13 protein-coding genes are annotated in these 14,287 nt (G+C 64.9%); 3 read left to right on the top strand and 10 right to left on the bottom strand.

Translation table 11 applies throughout. The annotated features are described in order from the left end of the window. Positions 1-64 precede the first annotated feature (64 nt). From ABC729_RS05885 to ABC729_RS05850, 8 genes are all read right to left on the bottom strand, one after another. Entirely contained in the window at positions 65-1,330 is a 1,266-nt protein-coding gene (locus ABC729_RS05885; RefSeq protein WP_495606707.1) for a peptidoglycan DD-metalloendopeptidase family protein, read from the bottom strand. After that, positions 1,327-1,983, bottom strand: coding sequence for a protein-L-isoaspartate(D-aspartate) O-methyltransferase (locus tag ABC729_RS05880; RefSeq protein WP_495606706.1), 657 nt, complete (start codon positions 1,981-1,983; stop codon positions 1,327-1,329). The genes ABC729_RS05885 and ABC729_RS05880 overlap by 4 nt, the downstream gene beginning before the upstream one ends. Then, the gene (gene surE / locus ABC729_RS05875) at positions 1,980-2,756 is read right to left on the bottom strand and encodes a 5'/3'-nucleotidase SurE (RefSeq protein WP_495606705.1); all 777 of its coding nucleotides are present in this window, start codon (positions 2,754-2,756) and stop codon (positions 1,980-1,982) included. The genes ABC729_RS05880 and surE overlap by 4 nt, the downstream gene beginning before the upstream one ends. Continuing rightward, positions 2,749-4,023, bottom strand: a complete 1,275-nt coding sequence (gene serS, locus ABC729_RS05870; protein ID WP_495606704.1) for a serine--tRNA ligase — start codon at positions 4,021-4,023, stop codon at positions 2,749-2,751. The genes surE and serS overlap by 8 nt, the downstream gene beginning before the upstream one ends. A gap of 133 nt (positions 4,024-4,156) precedes the next feature. After that, entirely contained in the window at positions 4,157-5,209 is a 1,053-nt protein-coding gene (locus ABC729_RS05865; RefSeq protein ID WP_495606103.1) for a hypothetical protein, read from the bottom strand. 209 nt (positions 5,210-5,418) lie between these two features. Continuing rightward, on the bottom strand, positions 5,419-6,786 hold the full coding sequence (locus ABC729_RS05860; RefSeq protein WP_495606703.1) for an ATP-binding protein: 1,368 nt from the start codon (positions 6,784-6,786) through the stop codon (positions 5,419-5,421). Continuing rightward, on the bottom strand, positions 6,783-7,493 hold the full coding sequence (locus ABC729_RS05855) for a response regulator (RefSeq protein WP_495606702.1): 711 nt from the start codon (positions 7,491-7,493) through the stop codon (positions 6,783-6,785). The genes ABC729_RS05860 and ABC729_RS05855 overlap by 4 nt, the downstream gene beginning before the upstream one ends. Positions 7,494-7,525: 32 nt before the next feature. Beyond that, positions 7,526-8,017, bottom strand: coding sequence for a MarR family winged helix-turn-helix transcriptional regulator (locus ABC729_RS05850; protein ID WP_102111230.1), 492 nt, complete (start codon positions 8,015-8,017; stop codon positions 7,526-7,528). Between the two features lie 72 nt (positions 8,018-8,089). On the opposite strand from ABC729_RS05850, the gene ABC729_RS05845 reads away from it, so the two are divergent. Continuing rightward, positions 8,090-8,986 (top strand): branched-chain amino acid aminotransferase, encoded by an 897-nt coding sequence (locus ABC729_RS05845; RefSeq protein ID WP_495606701.1) that lies wholly within the window; start codon positions 8,090-8,092, stop codon positions 8,984-8,986. Here the strand turns inward: ABC729_RS05845 and ABC729_RS05840 are convergent, their stop codons facing one another. Further along, complete coding sequence (locus ABC729_RS05840) at positions 8,987-10,231, bottom strand: pyridoxal phosphate-dependent aminotransferase (protein ID WP_495606700.1); 1,245 nt, start codon at positions 10,229-10,231, stop codon at positions 8,987-8,989. It abuts the gene before it with no gap. Between ABC729_RS05840 and ABC729_RS05835 the strand changes: the two genes are divergently transcribed. Next, positions 10,230-11,597, top strand: coding sequence for a M48 family metalloprotease (locus ABC729_RS05835; RefSeq protein ID WP_495606699.1), 1,368 nt, complete (start codon positions 10,230-10,232; stop codon positions 11,595-11,597). The two genes, ABC729_RS05840 and ABC729_RS05835, sit on opposite strands and share 2 nt — an antisense overlap. Positions 11,598-11,625: 28 nt before the next feature. Here ABC729_RS05835 and ABC729_RS05830 read toward each other — a convergent pair whose 3' ends face one another. Next, entirely contained in the window at positions 11,626-13,200 is a 1,575-nt protein-coding gene (locus tag ABC729_RS05830; RefSeq protein ID WP_495606698.1) for a DUF3369 domain-containing protein, read from the bottom strand. 237 nt (positions 13,201-13,437) lie between these two features. Here ABC729_RS05830 and ABC729_RS05825 point away from each other — a divergent pair, with 237 nt between their 5' ends. Continuing rightward, entirely contained in the window at positions 13,438-14,202 is a 765-nt protein-coding gene (locus ABC729_RS05825) for a DsbA family protein (RefSeq protein WP_495606697.1), read from the top strand. Positions 14,203-14,287: the final 85 nt, after the last annotated feature.

Below are 14,287 nucleotides of genomic sequence, written 5' to 3'. Positions count from 1 at the left end.
CGCGATATAGACCTGATTTAGGAATGATGTCCGGGGATGGCAAGGGGCGCCCTGCCCCGCGCCATCATTTTTCCAGCTGATCAACAGGGTTGAGGACCTGTTCACCCTTGCGCACGGCAAAATGCAGCTGGGGTGAGCGGACATTGCCCGTCTGGCCGACAGTGCCGATCCCCTGCCCGCGCGTCACCCGTTGCCCTTGCTCCACGCCGATGGCGTCCAGATGGGCATAGACGGTGACCCAGCCGCCATCATGGCGGATCAGCACCAGATTACCGAAGGATTTCAGCTGATTGCCAGCATAGGCGACCACGCCATTCTCGGCCGCGGCGACCGCCGTGCCACGCGGGGCGCCGATATTGATGCCGTCATTGCGCAGACCACCCGGCTTTTCCCCGAAGCCCGACAGGATGGTGCCGCGCACGGGCCAGAGGAAACGGTTGCCGGAACGGGCGGGCACCGCCTCTTCCCGTGCGGGAGGCGGCGGCGGGGCCGCGGCGACCTGGGTAGGGGGCGGATCGGCCACCGGGGCGGCAGTGGATGGGGGTGTGGTGCTGACCGGCGGCGGTGCCGGGCGACGGTCGGGAGCGACGGCGGCGGGGGCTGCCTGGGCCTGAGCCGGCTGTGCGGTGGGCGGCGGCGGAGCCAAGCTTTCCGCCTCGACGCCCTTGCGGCCGGGGGCGGCACCGGAAGCGGTGGCCGTCGGCGCGGCGGCGGGGGGGCGGGTGGGCGCCGTTGTGACCGGGTTGGCGGATGGCGGGGGCGGCAGGGGCGTCACCTCCACCGTTGGACGCTGCGCCCGTTCGGTGGGCATGGAACTGGCGGCGGGTGGGGCCTCCGGCTTGCGGCCCGGTGCCGGCATGCCGGGTGGTTTGGCGACGGGGGCAGCCGAAGCAATGGCGGTCGTGCTGGCCGGCACCGGGCTTTGGCCCGGCAGGCGCAGGGTCTGACCGGCCTTCAGCGTGTAGGGCTGCTGCAAATTATTGAGGCGGACCAGTTCGGCGGTGTCGACCTGATATTGCCGCGACAGGCCGTACAGCGTGTCGCCGGGCTTCACCACATAGACCTTGGGCAAGGGCAGCACCAGACGCTGCCCCGGCAGCAGCACATAGGGGGCGGTGAGGCCATTGGCCTCGATCAGATCACGGACGGGGACATTATACTGCTGCGCCAGCTTGTAGAGATTGTCGCCACGGGAAACGAAAATGGAATTAATGGGGGCCGCCGGGGCGCGGGCCGCCTTGCTGGGCAGGTCGCCCTCTGTCGAGCAGCCGGCCAGAATCAGGCCGGGCAGCAGCAAGGCCGCCAGGGCGAAGCCAGACCGGGCCTTCATGCCGACACCGATTCCGGCGCGATATCCGGCAGCAGGGGAACGAACCTGACGGGCCACAGTACCTCTCGCTTCAATCCATCTTCGTCACGGCGGATACGCACCACGTTCAAGGCCCGATGATCCGGCCCCAACGGGATCACCATGACACCACCAACCGCCAGTTGCTCCACTAGACCATGAGGTGGATTGCCGATGCAACCTGCGGTGACGAGTATCCGTTCAAAGGGGGCCGCTTCCGGCCAGCCCTTGATGCCATCCCCTACCCTGGCCGTCATGTTGTGAAGACGCAAGGCGGTAAATCGCTGCTCCGCCTCCTGCGCCAGGGGGCGATGGCGTTCGATTGTATAGACCCGGCGCGCGATCTTGGCCAGGATCGCGGCCTGATAGCCGGAACCGGTGCCGATCTCCAGCACCTTATGCCGGTCGGTCAGCTCCAGCGCCTGTGTCATCAGGCCGACCACCTGCGGCTGGCTGATGGTCTGGCCATGGCCGATGGGCAGGGCCGTATCCTCATAGGCCTGATCGCGGAACAGGCGTGGGACGAAAAGCTCTCGCGGGATCAGCTCAATCGCGCGCAGGACATTGACGTCCGTCACCCCCTGGCGGCGCAGCAGCATCAGCAATCTGATCTTGCGCGCCGCCCCGCTGGTCATGCGAAGACCCCTTTCAGGTTCTCCAGGCAGCCATAATGGGTCAGGTCCAGGAAGATGGGCGTGACCGCGATGCCGCCATGATTGACGACATGCACGTCGGTGTCGGCGGGCACATCATCATCGCCGCGCGCGGCCCCGATCCAGAAATAGCGCCGGCCACGCGGGTCAATCCGCTCGTCCAGCTCATCCCCGATCTTGCGGTTGCCGTGGCGGACCACATGCACCCCAGTGACATCGCCGACCGACACGTCGGGATAATTCACATTCATCAGGACCAGTTTGGGCCAGTCAGCGGTCATCACTTTGCGCACCACCTGCGCGCCCAGCTCCTTAGCGACTGCCCAGTTGGGCGGGCCGCCATGGGGCATGCGCTGGCTCATGGCGATGGCGCGAACGCCCAGCAATGTGGCCTCCATGGCGCAGGCGATGGTGCCGGAATAGGTCACATCCTCGCCCAGATTGCTGCCATGGTTGATGCCGGACAGGACCAGGGCCGGCTTCTTATCCGCCATGAAATGGTTGATGGCCAGCAGCACGCAGTCGGTGGGCGTGCCATCGACGGCGAACCGCTTCGGCCCCAGTTCGCGGACACGCAGGGGGCGATGCATGGTCAGCGAGTGGGAGGCGCCGGACTGCTCCGTCTCTGGTGCCACCACCCAGACATCATCCGTCAGTTCCCGCGCAATCGCCTCCAGCACAGCAAGGCCAGCGGCATGAATGCCGTCATCATTGCTGATCAGGATGCGGGTGCCGGTAAAGTCGAAATCAGCCATTGAGGGCAATCCGCTCCAGCCCGCCCATGTATGGGCGCAGGGCTTCAGGGATCAGGATGGAGCCGTCGGGCTGCTGATAATTTTCCAGCACGGCAATCAGGCAGCGGCCGACGGCGGTGCCGGAACCGTTGAGGGTATGCACGAACTGGGTCGACTTCTCCCCCTTGGCGCGGAAGCGGGCCTTCATGCGGCGGGCCTGGAAGTCGCCGCAATTGGAGCAGGAGGAGATTTCGCGATAAGCGCCCTGCCCCGGCAGCCAGACCTCGATATCGTAGGTCTTTTGCGCCGTGAAGCCCATGTCGCCGGAACAAAGCGTGACGGTACGGAACGGCAGGCCCAGACGCTTCAGCACCGTTTCCGCCGCGTCGGTCATGCGCTCATGCTCCGCCGCCGATTGGTCGGGCCGGGTGATGGAGACCATTTCCACCTTATAGAACTGATGCTGGCGGATCATGCCGCGCGTATCCCGACCGGCGGAACCGGCTTCCGACCGGAAGCAGGGTGTGCGGGCGGTCAGGCGCAGGGGCAGTTCTTCGCCGTCCAGGATGGCGTCGTTGACCAGATTGGTCAGGGGCACCTCTGCGGTCGGGATCAGCCAGAAACCGTTGGTGGTCTGGAACAGGTCCTCGGTGAATTTCGGCAGCTGGCCCGTGCCGAAGGCGGCATCATCCTTGACCAGCAGCGGCGGGGACACTTCCTCATAGCCATATTCGGTCGTGTGGATGTCCAGCATGAAGTCGCCCAAAGCCCGCTCCAGCCGGGCCAGCTGTCCACGCAACACCGTGAAACGCGCGCCTGACAGCTTGGCCGCCAGATCAAAGCTCATCAGGCCCAGCGCTTCGCCCAGCTCGAAATGCTGCTTGGCATTGGCGATGTCGGTGGGTGTGCCGATGCGGCGGATTTCGACATTGTCATGCTCATCCTTGCCGTCGGGAACCTCCGGGGCCGGGATGTTGGGGTAAGAGGCCAGGATGCGGTCCAGTTCGGCCCCCAGCTCCTTTTCCCGCTCTTCCAGCTGCGGCATCTTTTCCTTGATGGCCGCCACCTCATCCAGCAGCGGCTGGGCGTCCTTGCCGTCCTTTTTGTAGGCGCCGATCAGCTTCGACGCCTCATTCCGGCGGGCCTGCAGCTCCTGCGCCTGCGTCTGGCAGGCACGGCGTTCCTGATCCAGTTCCAGGACGCGGGAAGACAGCGGTTCCACACCGCGCCGGGCCATGCCGGCATCGAAGGCTGCGGGGTTGTCGCGGATGGAACGGATGTCGTGCATGGAAAACCAGAAGCAAAGGGTCAAACGGTGCCCCGTTTATAGATGCACGGCAGGCGGCGCGTAAAGCGCTCGGAATTCACGGCATGGCGTTATCTCCTGTGAAACATTCTGTAACCGCCCTTCGGGTTTGGTTTCACAGGATGCCGGGCTTGGGTGCCCAGGACAGCCAGCGGGGGCGTTCGGCCCAGACTGTGTTGGTCAGGCCGGGGGTGGTGGGCAGATTGTCCAGCACGGCCTGGGTTTCATGGAGAATCCAGAGCAGCAAGCGTGGGGCCGCTCGCCGACGGCGGGCGGCGGGGTGGAAGGGTGCTGCCGGGTTCGCGGGCATGGGCGGGCATGCGGCCCTGACGCGGGCCGGCGGCCTGGGTGGGGCGAAGCGAAGTTCGGGGGGATAATCGGGCGGGTAATCGCCGGACTGGCCCATGGCGTCGGCGGTGGGTGGGGGCGCGCCGGGGATGGGGTCTTCTGCGTCTTCGTGATCGGCGGAGAGGTCGGGCGTGCGGCCCCTGGGTCCCGGCTTTCGCCGGGATGACGAAGAGAGGGGATCGGTTTGGATGGACGGAGCCGACGGCGGGGAGAGGTCGGGCAGGTCGGCGGCGAGGTCGGGGTCTTCGACGGTGGGGGCGGTCAGGGGGTCGAGGCGGATGGTATCGGCACCCTGCGACCACCAGCCGTCGGGGATGCGGGCGTGACCGGGCTTGGGCTTTTTTTCCGACGGTTGCAGCAGGTCCCCGCCCAGGCCCAGACGGTCAGCGGCCCAGAGGGTGGCGCGCATGTCGCCGCTGGCCACGGCATGATAGATGCTGTCCACCACCAGGGTGCGCAGCGAGACGAAACGGCTTTCCGCCTCCCGCCGCAGCAGGGCGCGTTCTTCGGCGATGCGGCGGCGCAGATTGTGGGATCGCTGCAAAGCGCGCCAGATGGTGGTGCGCGACACGCCATATTCCGCCGTGATCTCCTTGATCTTGCGGCCCGCCGCGATGTGAAAGGCGATCTTGGCCCAGGCAATGTCCGTCACCTTGCGAGAGGTATAACCCGCCGTCAGGTCTTCATCAGCGGCGAAGCGGACATCTTCGGTGAAGGGTTTGGTATGCAGGTCGGAGGAGCCGCGCCACCAAGCCTCCGCCTGTTCCTGCTTCGTCAGGGTGGGATGGTCGGTGTCGTAGGGATTATGGGACAGGGACATGGGGCAGCACTCCTGTTAATGGGGATGGGTCCATGATCCTATCAGAATTTGGGAATTTAATCCATGGATGTGGATCAGCAGAGTGGGTAGCGCGGATTAGCGTCAGCGTAATCCGCGGCGCAACGGTGCCGGGGTTTCCGCGGATTACGGCTTCGCCTAATCCGCGCTACACCGCCCCCCCTTACCGTCCATGATGATGGGTTTTGACCCTATAACGGCAACCGCACCACGGCGCGCAGGCCCTTTTGCGGGCTGTCGCGCAGCAGGATGTCGCCGCCATGGCGCCGCGCGATGTCGCGGGCGATGGTCAGGCCCAGGCCGACGCCGCCCGTCTTCTGATTGCGCGACGGTTCCAGGCGGTGGAAGGGGCGGAAGACGGCTTCGCGTTGATCCTCCGGGATGCCGGGACCGTCATCATCGATGAGGATTTCCACGAAATTACCGCGCCGTTCCAGGCTGAGCCAGACATGGCGACCATAGCGCGCGGCATTGCCGATCAGGTTGGTCAGGCAACGGCGCAGGGATAAGAGGCGCAAGGGCAGGACCACGGCCTCTCCCTGTGTCACCGTGGGGTCCAGCGTCAGGCGGGCCCCTTCCCGTCTGGCATTGCCGGCGATTTCGGCCAGCAGCAGGGAAAGATCGACCTGTCGTTCCTCCTCCTCCCCATCACCGCGCGCAAAGGACAGGTAGCCGTCGATCATCACCTGCATCTCGGCCACGTCGGCCTTGATCTCCTCCACCTCTGCCATGTCGGGCATCATGGCGAGCTGCAATTTCATGCGGGTCAGGGGCGTGCGCAGATCGTGGCTGACGCCGGCCAGCATTTCCGTGCGTTGCGCGATCTGGCGACGGATGCGGTCGCGCATCATCAGGAAGGCATGGGCCGCCTGCCGCACCTCCAACGCCCCTTCCGGGCGGAAATCGCTGATATCGCGGCCCTTGCCGAAGGCGTCGGCGGCAACGGCCAGCCGGCGGATGGGCCGGATCTGGTTGCGCATGAACAGGGTGGCGATGGAGAACAGCACCAGCGAACTGCCCAGCATCCAGATGATGAACAGGTAGGAGGTGAAGCTGTAGAGCCGGCGTTCGGGCGACAGGACCGACAGAACCCCGTCCGGCATCTGCACCCGGATTTCGATCCACTTATGGGCGACATTGGAATTGATGCGCCAGGGCCGGCGGACACGGTCGTCCAGGGCCTGACCCAGGGTTTCCTCCAACCCGCTATAGAGCCGGGCGGGCGGGTCATCCAGCACCTCCCCCGCGGTCCAGGTGAACAGGATGTCGGTATGGCGCGCGGCCATGGACAGGGTTTCTTCGCGCGACTTTTCGTCGGCGTCGCGCGACAGCTGTTCAATGACCAGGGCGATTTCGCCGGCGACCGAGTTGGCCAGCCGGTTGGTCATCGTGTCCCAATGCCGGTCATAGAAGACGAAGGTGGCGATGGCCTGGGCCAGGACCACGGGCGTCATCATGATCAGCATGGAGCGCGCGAAGAGCGTGGCCGGCACCATCCGTTTCAGCCCGCGCAGGGGCCGGGGACGGTTTTTCCACAAGGACTGCAACCAGCCGGTCAATCGGGCCTCAACACATAACCTTCACCACGCACCGTCTGAAGATAACGCGGTTCGCGCGGATCATCTTCCAATTTGCGGCGTAGGCGGGTGACCTGAACATCAATGGTGCGTTCATTGGCGGCGTCAACGCCAGCCTTTTCCACCAAGGCCTCGCGGCTGAACACCATGCCGGGTTCGGCGGCCAGCACGCGCAGCAGGCCGGCCTCCATGGCGGTCAGGCGGATGATCTCATCCCCTGCCCGCAATTCCTCGCGATCCGCATCAAACAGGTAACGGCCCAGGCGGATGGGCACAGCGGTGCCGGCGGTACGGTCGCGGGGCCGCAGGGTGCGGCGCAGGATGGCGTTCAGGCGCAGAACCAGCTCGCGCGGTTCAAATGGTTTGGACAGATAATCGTCGGCCCCCGCCTCCAGCCCGTCGATCCGGTCGCACGCCTCTACCCGCGCGGTCAGCAGCAGGACGGGCGGGCCGGCATTGGCCGATAGATGGCGGCAGAGCGACAGGCCGTTTTCCCCCGGCATCATCACGTCCAGCACCACCAGATCAAAGGCCAGCCCCGCCAGCTTGGCCCGGGCCTCGGCCGCGTCGGCGGCCCCGGTGACCAGAAAGCCGTTCTGGCCCAGGTACCGGCGCAGCGCCTCACGCAGGCGCGTGTCATCATCCACGACCAGGATGTGGGGCTGTTCAGCGGGATCGTCACTCATCATGGCCCTTCACATAGCATGGAAGGGCGCGATGGTCACCGCTTGCCGGGGGGCGGGAATTTGGCGCGGTCTTCGGCGTCGATGATGCCCAGCATGACGGTGCGGAAACCTTCCACCGCTGCGGCACCCGCGGCGCGGTAGGCGCTGGCGATGCGGGCGCGTTGGGCGTCCGACAGGCTGCGTTCCAGGTCCACGCCCTTGTCCGTCAGGGTCAGCAGACGTTGGCGCCGGTCCTTGGTGCCCGGACGCTGTGCGATATATTCCTGATCGACCAGATCGGATAGGACGCGGCTGAGGCTCTGCTTCGTGATCTGCAAAATGCCCAGAAGTTCGGTCACGGTGATGCCGGGATAGCGGCCCACGAAATAGACGACACGGTGATGCGCGCGGCCCAGCCCGATCTTTGCCAGCATGGCGTCGGGTTCCGCCGTGAAGTCACGATAGGCATAAAACAGCAGCTCAATGCCCTGGCGAAGATCCTCCTCGCGCAGGAAAAGCGGGTTCGGTCCCGATTTTATGTCAGCCATGTTGACTTATTTCCGCAATTCCGTATCGTGGATGCTGTTGTACACGACATAAAACAACAAGGAAGCCCCAAAATGTCCGTCATCCCTTTCCATGACCGCGATGGCCATATCTGGTTCGACGGGGCGATGGTGCCCTGGCGGGAAGCGCAGGTCCATGTGCTGACGCACGGGTTGCACTATGCCAGCTGTGTATTCGAGGGGGAGCGCATTTACAACGGCGTGATCTTCAAGTCGCATGAACATGCGGTGCGGCTGCGCCGGTCGGCGGAACTGCTGGGGTTCGAGATCCCGTACAGCGTGGCCGAGATTGAGGCGGCTAAGGTTGAGGTCTGTCGTGCGGCGGGCCTGACCAATGGTTATCTGCGGCCCGTCGCTTGGCGTGGCAGCGAGATGATGGGCGTGGCGGCGCAGAAGAACCGCATCCATCTGGCCGTCGCCTGCTGGGAATGGCCCAGCTATTTCAGCGCGGAAGCGCGGATGCAGGGCATTGATCTGGAAATCGCCCGCTGGCGCCGGCCCGCCCCGGATACGGCACCCACGGAATCCAAGGCGGCGGGTCTCTACATGATCTGCACCATCGCCAAGCATGAGGCGGAGCAGAATGGCCGGCAGGATGCGTTGATGCTGGATTACCGGGGCTTTGTGGCGGAAGCGACGGGGGCCAATTTCTTCATGGTCAAGGAGGGCGTGGTGCATACACCCATCCCCGATTGCTTCCTGAACGGGATTACGCGCCAGACCATCATCGATCTGGCGCGCCGCCGGGGCCTGACCGTTCTGGAACGGCATTTCACCCTGGACGAGGTCAAGGACGCTGACGAGGTGTTCCTGACGGGGTCGGCGGCGGAGGTGACGCCCGTGCGCCGCATCGGCGATTGGGCATTCACCCCCGGTGCCGTTTGCCGCGCCATGATCGGGGATTACAGCGATCTGGTGAATGGCCGATTGGCGGCGGTGGCGGCGGAATGATCAGCGCCGCCACGCGACGAGGCGGCGGGCGGCCTCGGCCACCTCCGCCTCGGCCGCAGCGAAGCTGATCCGCAGGTAGCGGTGGCCGCGAGCCGTGTCGAAATCCAGGCCCGGCGTGATGGCAACGCCGGTTTCGGCCAGGATGCGTTTGCAGAAGGCTTCGCTGTCGTCGGTCAGGCCGCTGACATCGGCATAGACATAGAAGGCCCCGTCGGCGGGTGCCAGATTGTCGAAGCCGGCGCGCGGCAACTCGTTCAGCAGCAGGTCGCGGCTGCGACGGTAGCGGGCGACATGGCTGTCGGCCTCGTCAGTGCAGTCGAAGGCGGCGATGGCCGCACGCTGTGACAGGGTGGGGGCGGAGATATACAGGTTCTGGGCCAGACATTCGGCGGAGCGCACCAGTTCCGGCGGCACCACCATCCAGCCCAGACGCCAGCCTGTCATGCTGAAATATTTCGAAAAGCTGTTGATGATGATGGCGCGGTCGCTGAAGGCCAGGGCCGTCTGGCCCTTCACGGGTGTGAACTCGATGCCGTGATAAATCTCGTCGGAGATCAGGCGGACGCCGTTCGCCTCGCACCACAAGGCCAGCTCGCGCAGGGCGTCGGGCGACAGCATGGTGCCGGCGGGGTTGGAGGGGCTGGCCACGATCAGGCCCTTCACAGGCTTGTTCAAGGCGGCCAGCAGGGCCGGGGTCGGCTGGAACCGCGTTTCGGGGCCGGTGGGGATTTCCACCGGCTCCAGGCCAAGTGCGCGCAGGATGTTGCGATAGGCGGGATAGCCGGGGGCCGCCAGCGCCACGCGGTCGCCCGGTTCAAACGCGGCCAGGAAGCCCAGAAGGAAGCCGGCAGAGGAACCCGTTGTGATGGCGATCCGCTCCGCCCCCACCGATACACCGTAATGGTCGCGATACCAGCGGGCGATGGCCTCCCTCAATGGCGGGAGGCCGAACGCGTCGGTATAGGCGATGCGGTCATTATCAAGCGCGGCATGGGCCGCCGCGATGACACCGCGCGGGGCGGGCGTGCCCGGCTGGCCGATTTCCAGATGCAGGACATCGCCCCCGGCAGCGGCGCGTTCATTGGCCGCACGCATCACCTCCATCACGATGAAGGGCGAAACAGCACCCCGTTGCGAGGGGGCCCAGAGCGCCTCACCGGCGGGAGCCTTTAAACTCGCCCTTCCCTCGCCATGTTTTTCGTGGCTAGTGTCGGGCCGAGGGGCCTTGCCGATGGATAAAGACATGTTTGCGGTTCCAAAGCGGATTGCCAGTGCGGCCGTGGCGTTGTTGATGTCGGCGACGCTGGCCGTACAGCCAGCCATTGCCCAGCGGTCGATCAGTTTCATTCGCGACACGGAAATCGAACATATCCTGCGCGTCTATTCCACCCCCATCTTGCAGGTGGCGGGTGTCGTGCCGGAATCGGTGACCATCGCCATGGTCAATGATGACAGCCTGAACGCCTTTGTCGCGGGCGGGCAGAACATGTTCTTCCATACCGGCTTCCTGATGGATACCACGGTCGAAGAACTGGTCGGCGTGACGGCGCACGAGACGGGGCATATTGCCGGCGGCCATCTGGCCCGCGCCGGTGACGCCATGTCGAACGCCGCCACCATCGCCAGCATCTTCACCCTGCTGGGCATGGCGGCGGCCATCGGGGCCGGGCGCACCGATGTCGGCATCGGGCTGATGGGCGGCGGCCAGGAAGCGGCCATGCGCACCTTCTTCGCCTTCACGCGCGGCCAGGAAGGGTCGGCGGACGAGGCGGCCATGCAATATCTGGAAAAGCTGGGCTGGTCGTCCGAAGGGTTGATGAAGATGATGCAGCGGCTGGCGGGCCAGGAGCTTCTGCCCGAAAGCCGGCAGGTGGAGTTCGTCCGCACCCACCCCCTGACCCGCAACCGCATCGAAGCCATCCGCAATTTCGTGGAAACGAAATCCAAGAATAACGGCAAGCGCTTGCCGGATAATTTTTATGCGATGCATGAACGCATGGTGGCCAAGCTGATGGGCTTCATGCGGCCGGAAGTGGCGCTGCGCCATTATGCGCCGACCGATACGGCCATTCCCGCCCGCTATGCCCGCGCCATCGCGCTTTATCAGCGCGGCAATGTGAAGGAGGCGCTGGTCTTGACCGACGGCTTGATCCAAGCCGAGAAGGACAATGCCTATTTCCATGAATTGAAAGGGCAAATCCTGTTCGAGGATGGCAAGGCGGCGGAAGCGGTCATCCCCTATCGTGAGTCCGTGCGGCTGGACCCGGAATCGGGCCTGCTGCGCAACGCGCTGGGCCATGCGCTGCTGGAGGTCGGCAATGACCGGTTCCTGAACGAGGCCATTACGCATCTGACGGCGGCGGCCCGGCTGGAGCATAATTCGGCGCTGACCTGGCGGCTGCTGTCATCCGCCTATAGCCGCGCCGATCAGCAGCCGCAGCTGGCCTATGCCCGCGCCGAGGAAGCGCTGGCGCGCGGCGATATCCGGGCGGCCAAGTACCATGCCGACCGGGCCGAACGCATGCTGCCCGCTGGGTCCCCGGAATGGATCCGGGCGCAGGATATCCGCGTGATGGTCGAAAGCCATCCGGGCGTGCGGGAATATAATTAAGGGGCGACGGGGCTGGATGCGGGGGTGATTACCGCGTCCGGCCCCGCGCCTGCCGCACCTGGAAGAAGGCGGCGACGACGGACGGGTCGAACAGGGTGCCAGACCCTTCCTCGATCGATTTCAGCGCATCGGCCAGGGGCACCGCATCACGCCAGGAGCGGCGGTGGGTTAGCGCGTCATAGACATCGGCCACCGCGATGATGCGGGCGGCGGGCGGAATGTCCGCGCCCGACAGGCCATGCGGATAGCCGCTGCCGTCCCAGCGTTCGTGATGGGCCCGCGCGATGGCGGCGCCGAAGGACAGGTAATTGCTGCCTTCCACCAGCCGCGAGGCCTTTTCCAGGATGGCTGCACCGCGTTCGCAGTGCAGCTCCATCTGGTGGCGCTCCTCCTCATCCAGCATGTTTTCCTTGCGGATCACGCTGTCGGGCACGCCGACCATGCCGATATCGTAGAGCATGGCACCCATGGTGATCTGGTCCAGGAACTCATCATCGATGATCCGGTCCCATCCCTCCTGCTGACGCAGGGCAAAGGCGATTTCGGTGACCAGCCGCGACAGGCGCAAGCCATGATCGCCGCCACCATCGGGGTCCTTGTATTCCGCCAGCCCGGCCAGCGCGATGACGGCGGCCTTGTGCGAGCGTTTCACCTGATCATAGAGGTGCAGATTGTCGAAGCCGATGGCGATCTTGGCGCCCATCACCTCCGTCAGCTTGCGTTCCAGACCGTCCAGGGGGCGGCCGACATGCAGGCAGGCGGCGGCATCACGGCCATCGGCGGTGCGCAGCCAGAGGATGGCATCGTTGTCATCGAAATGATGGTGCCGCGCGCGCAGCACCTCCATCACCTTGGCGGCCAGATCGGCATCGACACTGTGCCCCAGCGGCAGGCCCACACTGTCGGCATGGCGTCCCTGACCCGCCAGGATCTGCGCATCGGCCCGCGCATTGCCGCGCGGCACGCAGACAAGACCATCGGGGGCCACATCCAGCACGCGGGCCAGTTCGTGCAGCACCGCCTCGGCAAAGCGGTCGATGGCGCGCAGGGTGAACAGGTTACTGGAGGCATCGATGATGCGTTCCATGCCCTGACGCGAGCGCATCAGTTCGGTAATATGCTCATACGACCGCAGGGCCGCGACGGTGGCGGTGCCCAGCTTCTGCGCCGTCAGTTCCGTCTTGGCCTTGTAATCATTGATGTCATAGGCGTGGATGACGTCATCTTCCGGCGCCTGTCCCGGCTGTCCGGTGCGCAGGATGATGCGCACCTGGCTGTTGCCCAGTTCATCGCGGATTCGCGGCACCAGGCGCAGGCCGGCATCGTCCGTTTCCATCACCACGTCCAGCAGGACCATGGCGATGCCGGGATCATGGCGCAGCATGCCCAGAGCTTCTTCCGCCGAATAGGCGGACAGGAACTGCACCGGACGATCCCGATAGGCAAATTTCTTCATGACCAGACGGGTCATGGCATGCACTTCGGGATCGTCATCGACGATCAGGATCAACCAGGGGCGGGCCGCAGCCGCGGACGCGTCAACGGCAGCCGGAAGTTCCGGCCCCTCCTCCTTAAAGAGGAATTCGTCGTCGTCGCCCGCCATCACAACCGTACAAAGCTCCCTGTCATCGTCCGTGACCCCGCCCTGTTGCCGGGCGTATCAGCATATGGTCACGTTCGCACATTGCCATTGGCAATACCAATGCACACTTACGTATCACGGCATAGCTCGTGCCCAGAGGCAAGCCCCTTGAAAACAGGGGTTTCATTCCGCGCGGCGGTTGCGCACGTGGTCTGAGCAGTTCATGTTGCGGACAACCACTTTATGGATGTGTGATCAATGTTCTCTCGTCTTCGCGTTTCCGGGTCGGTTCTGGCGCTCAGCTTGGCGCTTTCCTGCACAACCGCCCTGCCCGTTTCCGCCGCCGATAAGCCGCTGGACAAGGCCGCCGTGGAGCAGATCGTCCGCGACTATCTGCTGACCCATCCGGAGATTTTGCTGGAGGCCATGGAGGCGCTGGAGAAGAAACAGCAGGCCGAGGGCGACAAGGCAGTGGCCGAGGCCCTGACATCGAATCGGAAGGCGCTGGAACAGAATGCCATGTCGCCGGTCGGCGGCAATCCCAAGGGCGATGTCACCCTGGTCGAGTTCTTCGATTACAATTGCGGGTACTGCAAGCGCACCCATCCGGAGCGCAGCGCCGCCGTGAAGGGTGATGGCAAGGTCCGCGTCGTCTATAAGGAATTCCCCATCCTGGCCCCTTCATCCAAGGAAGCCGCCAAGGCCGCCCTGGCCGCCAACAAACAGGGCAAGTATGAGGCGTTCCACACCGCCCTGATGACCCATGAGGGCCGGTTGGACAGCGACGCCATCCGCGCCGCCGCCAAGGATGTGGGCCTGGACCTGAAGAAGCTGGAACAGGATATGGGCGATCCGGCCATCGAGGCGGAGATCAAGGCCAATGTCGAGCTGGCCCAGAAGCTGGGCATCCGTGGTACGCCGGGTTTCGTGATCGGCGATACGGTGGTGCCGGGTGCCATTGAGACGGAACAGTTCGTTGCCCTGTTCAACGCAACGCGGGCGGCGAAGAAGGCTGGGGGATGAGGTTCTGGGCGGTTCCATTCTCATGGGGTGAATTGGCCCGAGAGGGAGGGGCCTGCGGGCGGTAGGATCAGAGGATCAACCGCCC

The sequence above is a fragment of the Niveispirillum sp. CC-CTL257 genome, assembly GCF_059489915.1.
Note: the sequence above shows the minus strand (reverse complement) of the source record. Positions and strands in the feature narration are given on the sequence as shown.

What these genes read in the sequence shown, in the direction of transcription:
- ABC729_RS05885 (WP_495606707.1), bottom strand. Translation starts at nt 1,330, where the DNA reads ATGAAGGCCCGGTCTGGCTTCGCCCTGGCGGCCTTGCTGCTGCCCGGC.
- ABC729_RS05880 (WP_495606706.1), bottom strand. Translation starts at nt 1,983, where the DNA reads ATGACCAGCGGGGCGGCGCGCAAGATCAGATTGCTGATGCTGCTGCGC.
- surE (WP_495606705.1), bottom strand. Translation starts at nt 2,756, where the DNA reads ATGGCTGATTTCGACTTTACCGGCACCCGCATCCTGATCAGCAATGAT.
- serS (WP_495606704.1), bottom strand. Translation starts at nt 4,023, where the DNA reads ATGCACGACATCCGTTCCATCCGCGACAACCCCGCAGCCTTCGATGCC.
- ABC729_RS05865 (WP_495606103.1), bottom strand. Translation starts at nt 5,209, where the DNA reads ATGTCCCTGTCCCATAATCCCTACGACACCGACCATCCCACCCTGACG.
- ABC729_RS05855 (WP_495606702.1), bottom strand. Translation starts at nt 7,493, where the DNA reads ATGATGAGTGACGATCCCGCTGAACAGCCCCACATCCTGGTCGTGGAT.
- ABC729_RS05850 (WP_102111230.1), bottom strand. Translation starts at nt 8,017, where the DNA reads ATGGCTGACATAAAATCGGGACCGAACCCGCTTTTCCTGCGCGAGGAG.
- ABC729_RS05845 (WP_495606701.1), top strand. Translation starts at nt 8,090, where the DNA reads ATGTCCGTCATCCCTTTCCATGACCGCGATGGCCATATCTGGTTCGAC.
- ABC729_RS05835 (WP_495606699.1), top strand. Translation starts at nt 10,230, where the DNA reads ATGTTTGCGGTTCCAAAGCGGATTGCCAGTGCGGCCGTGGCGTTGTTG.
- ABC729_RS05840 (WP_495606700.1), bottom strand. Translation starts at nt 10,231, where the DNA reads ATGTCTTTATCCATCGGCAAGGCCCCTCGGCCCGACACTAGCCACGAA.
- ABC729_RS05830 (WP_495606698.1), bottom strand. Translation starts at nt 13,200, where the DNA reads ATGGCGGGCGACGACGACGAATTCCTCTTTAAGGAGGAGGGGCCGGAA.
- ABC729_RS05825 (WP_495606697.1), top strand. Translation starts at nt 13,438, where the DNA reads ATGTTCTCTCGTCTTCGCGTTTCCGGGTCGGTTCTGGCGCTCAGCTTG.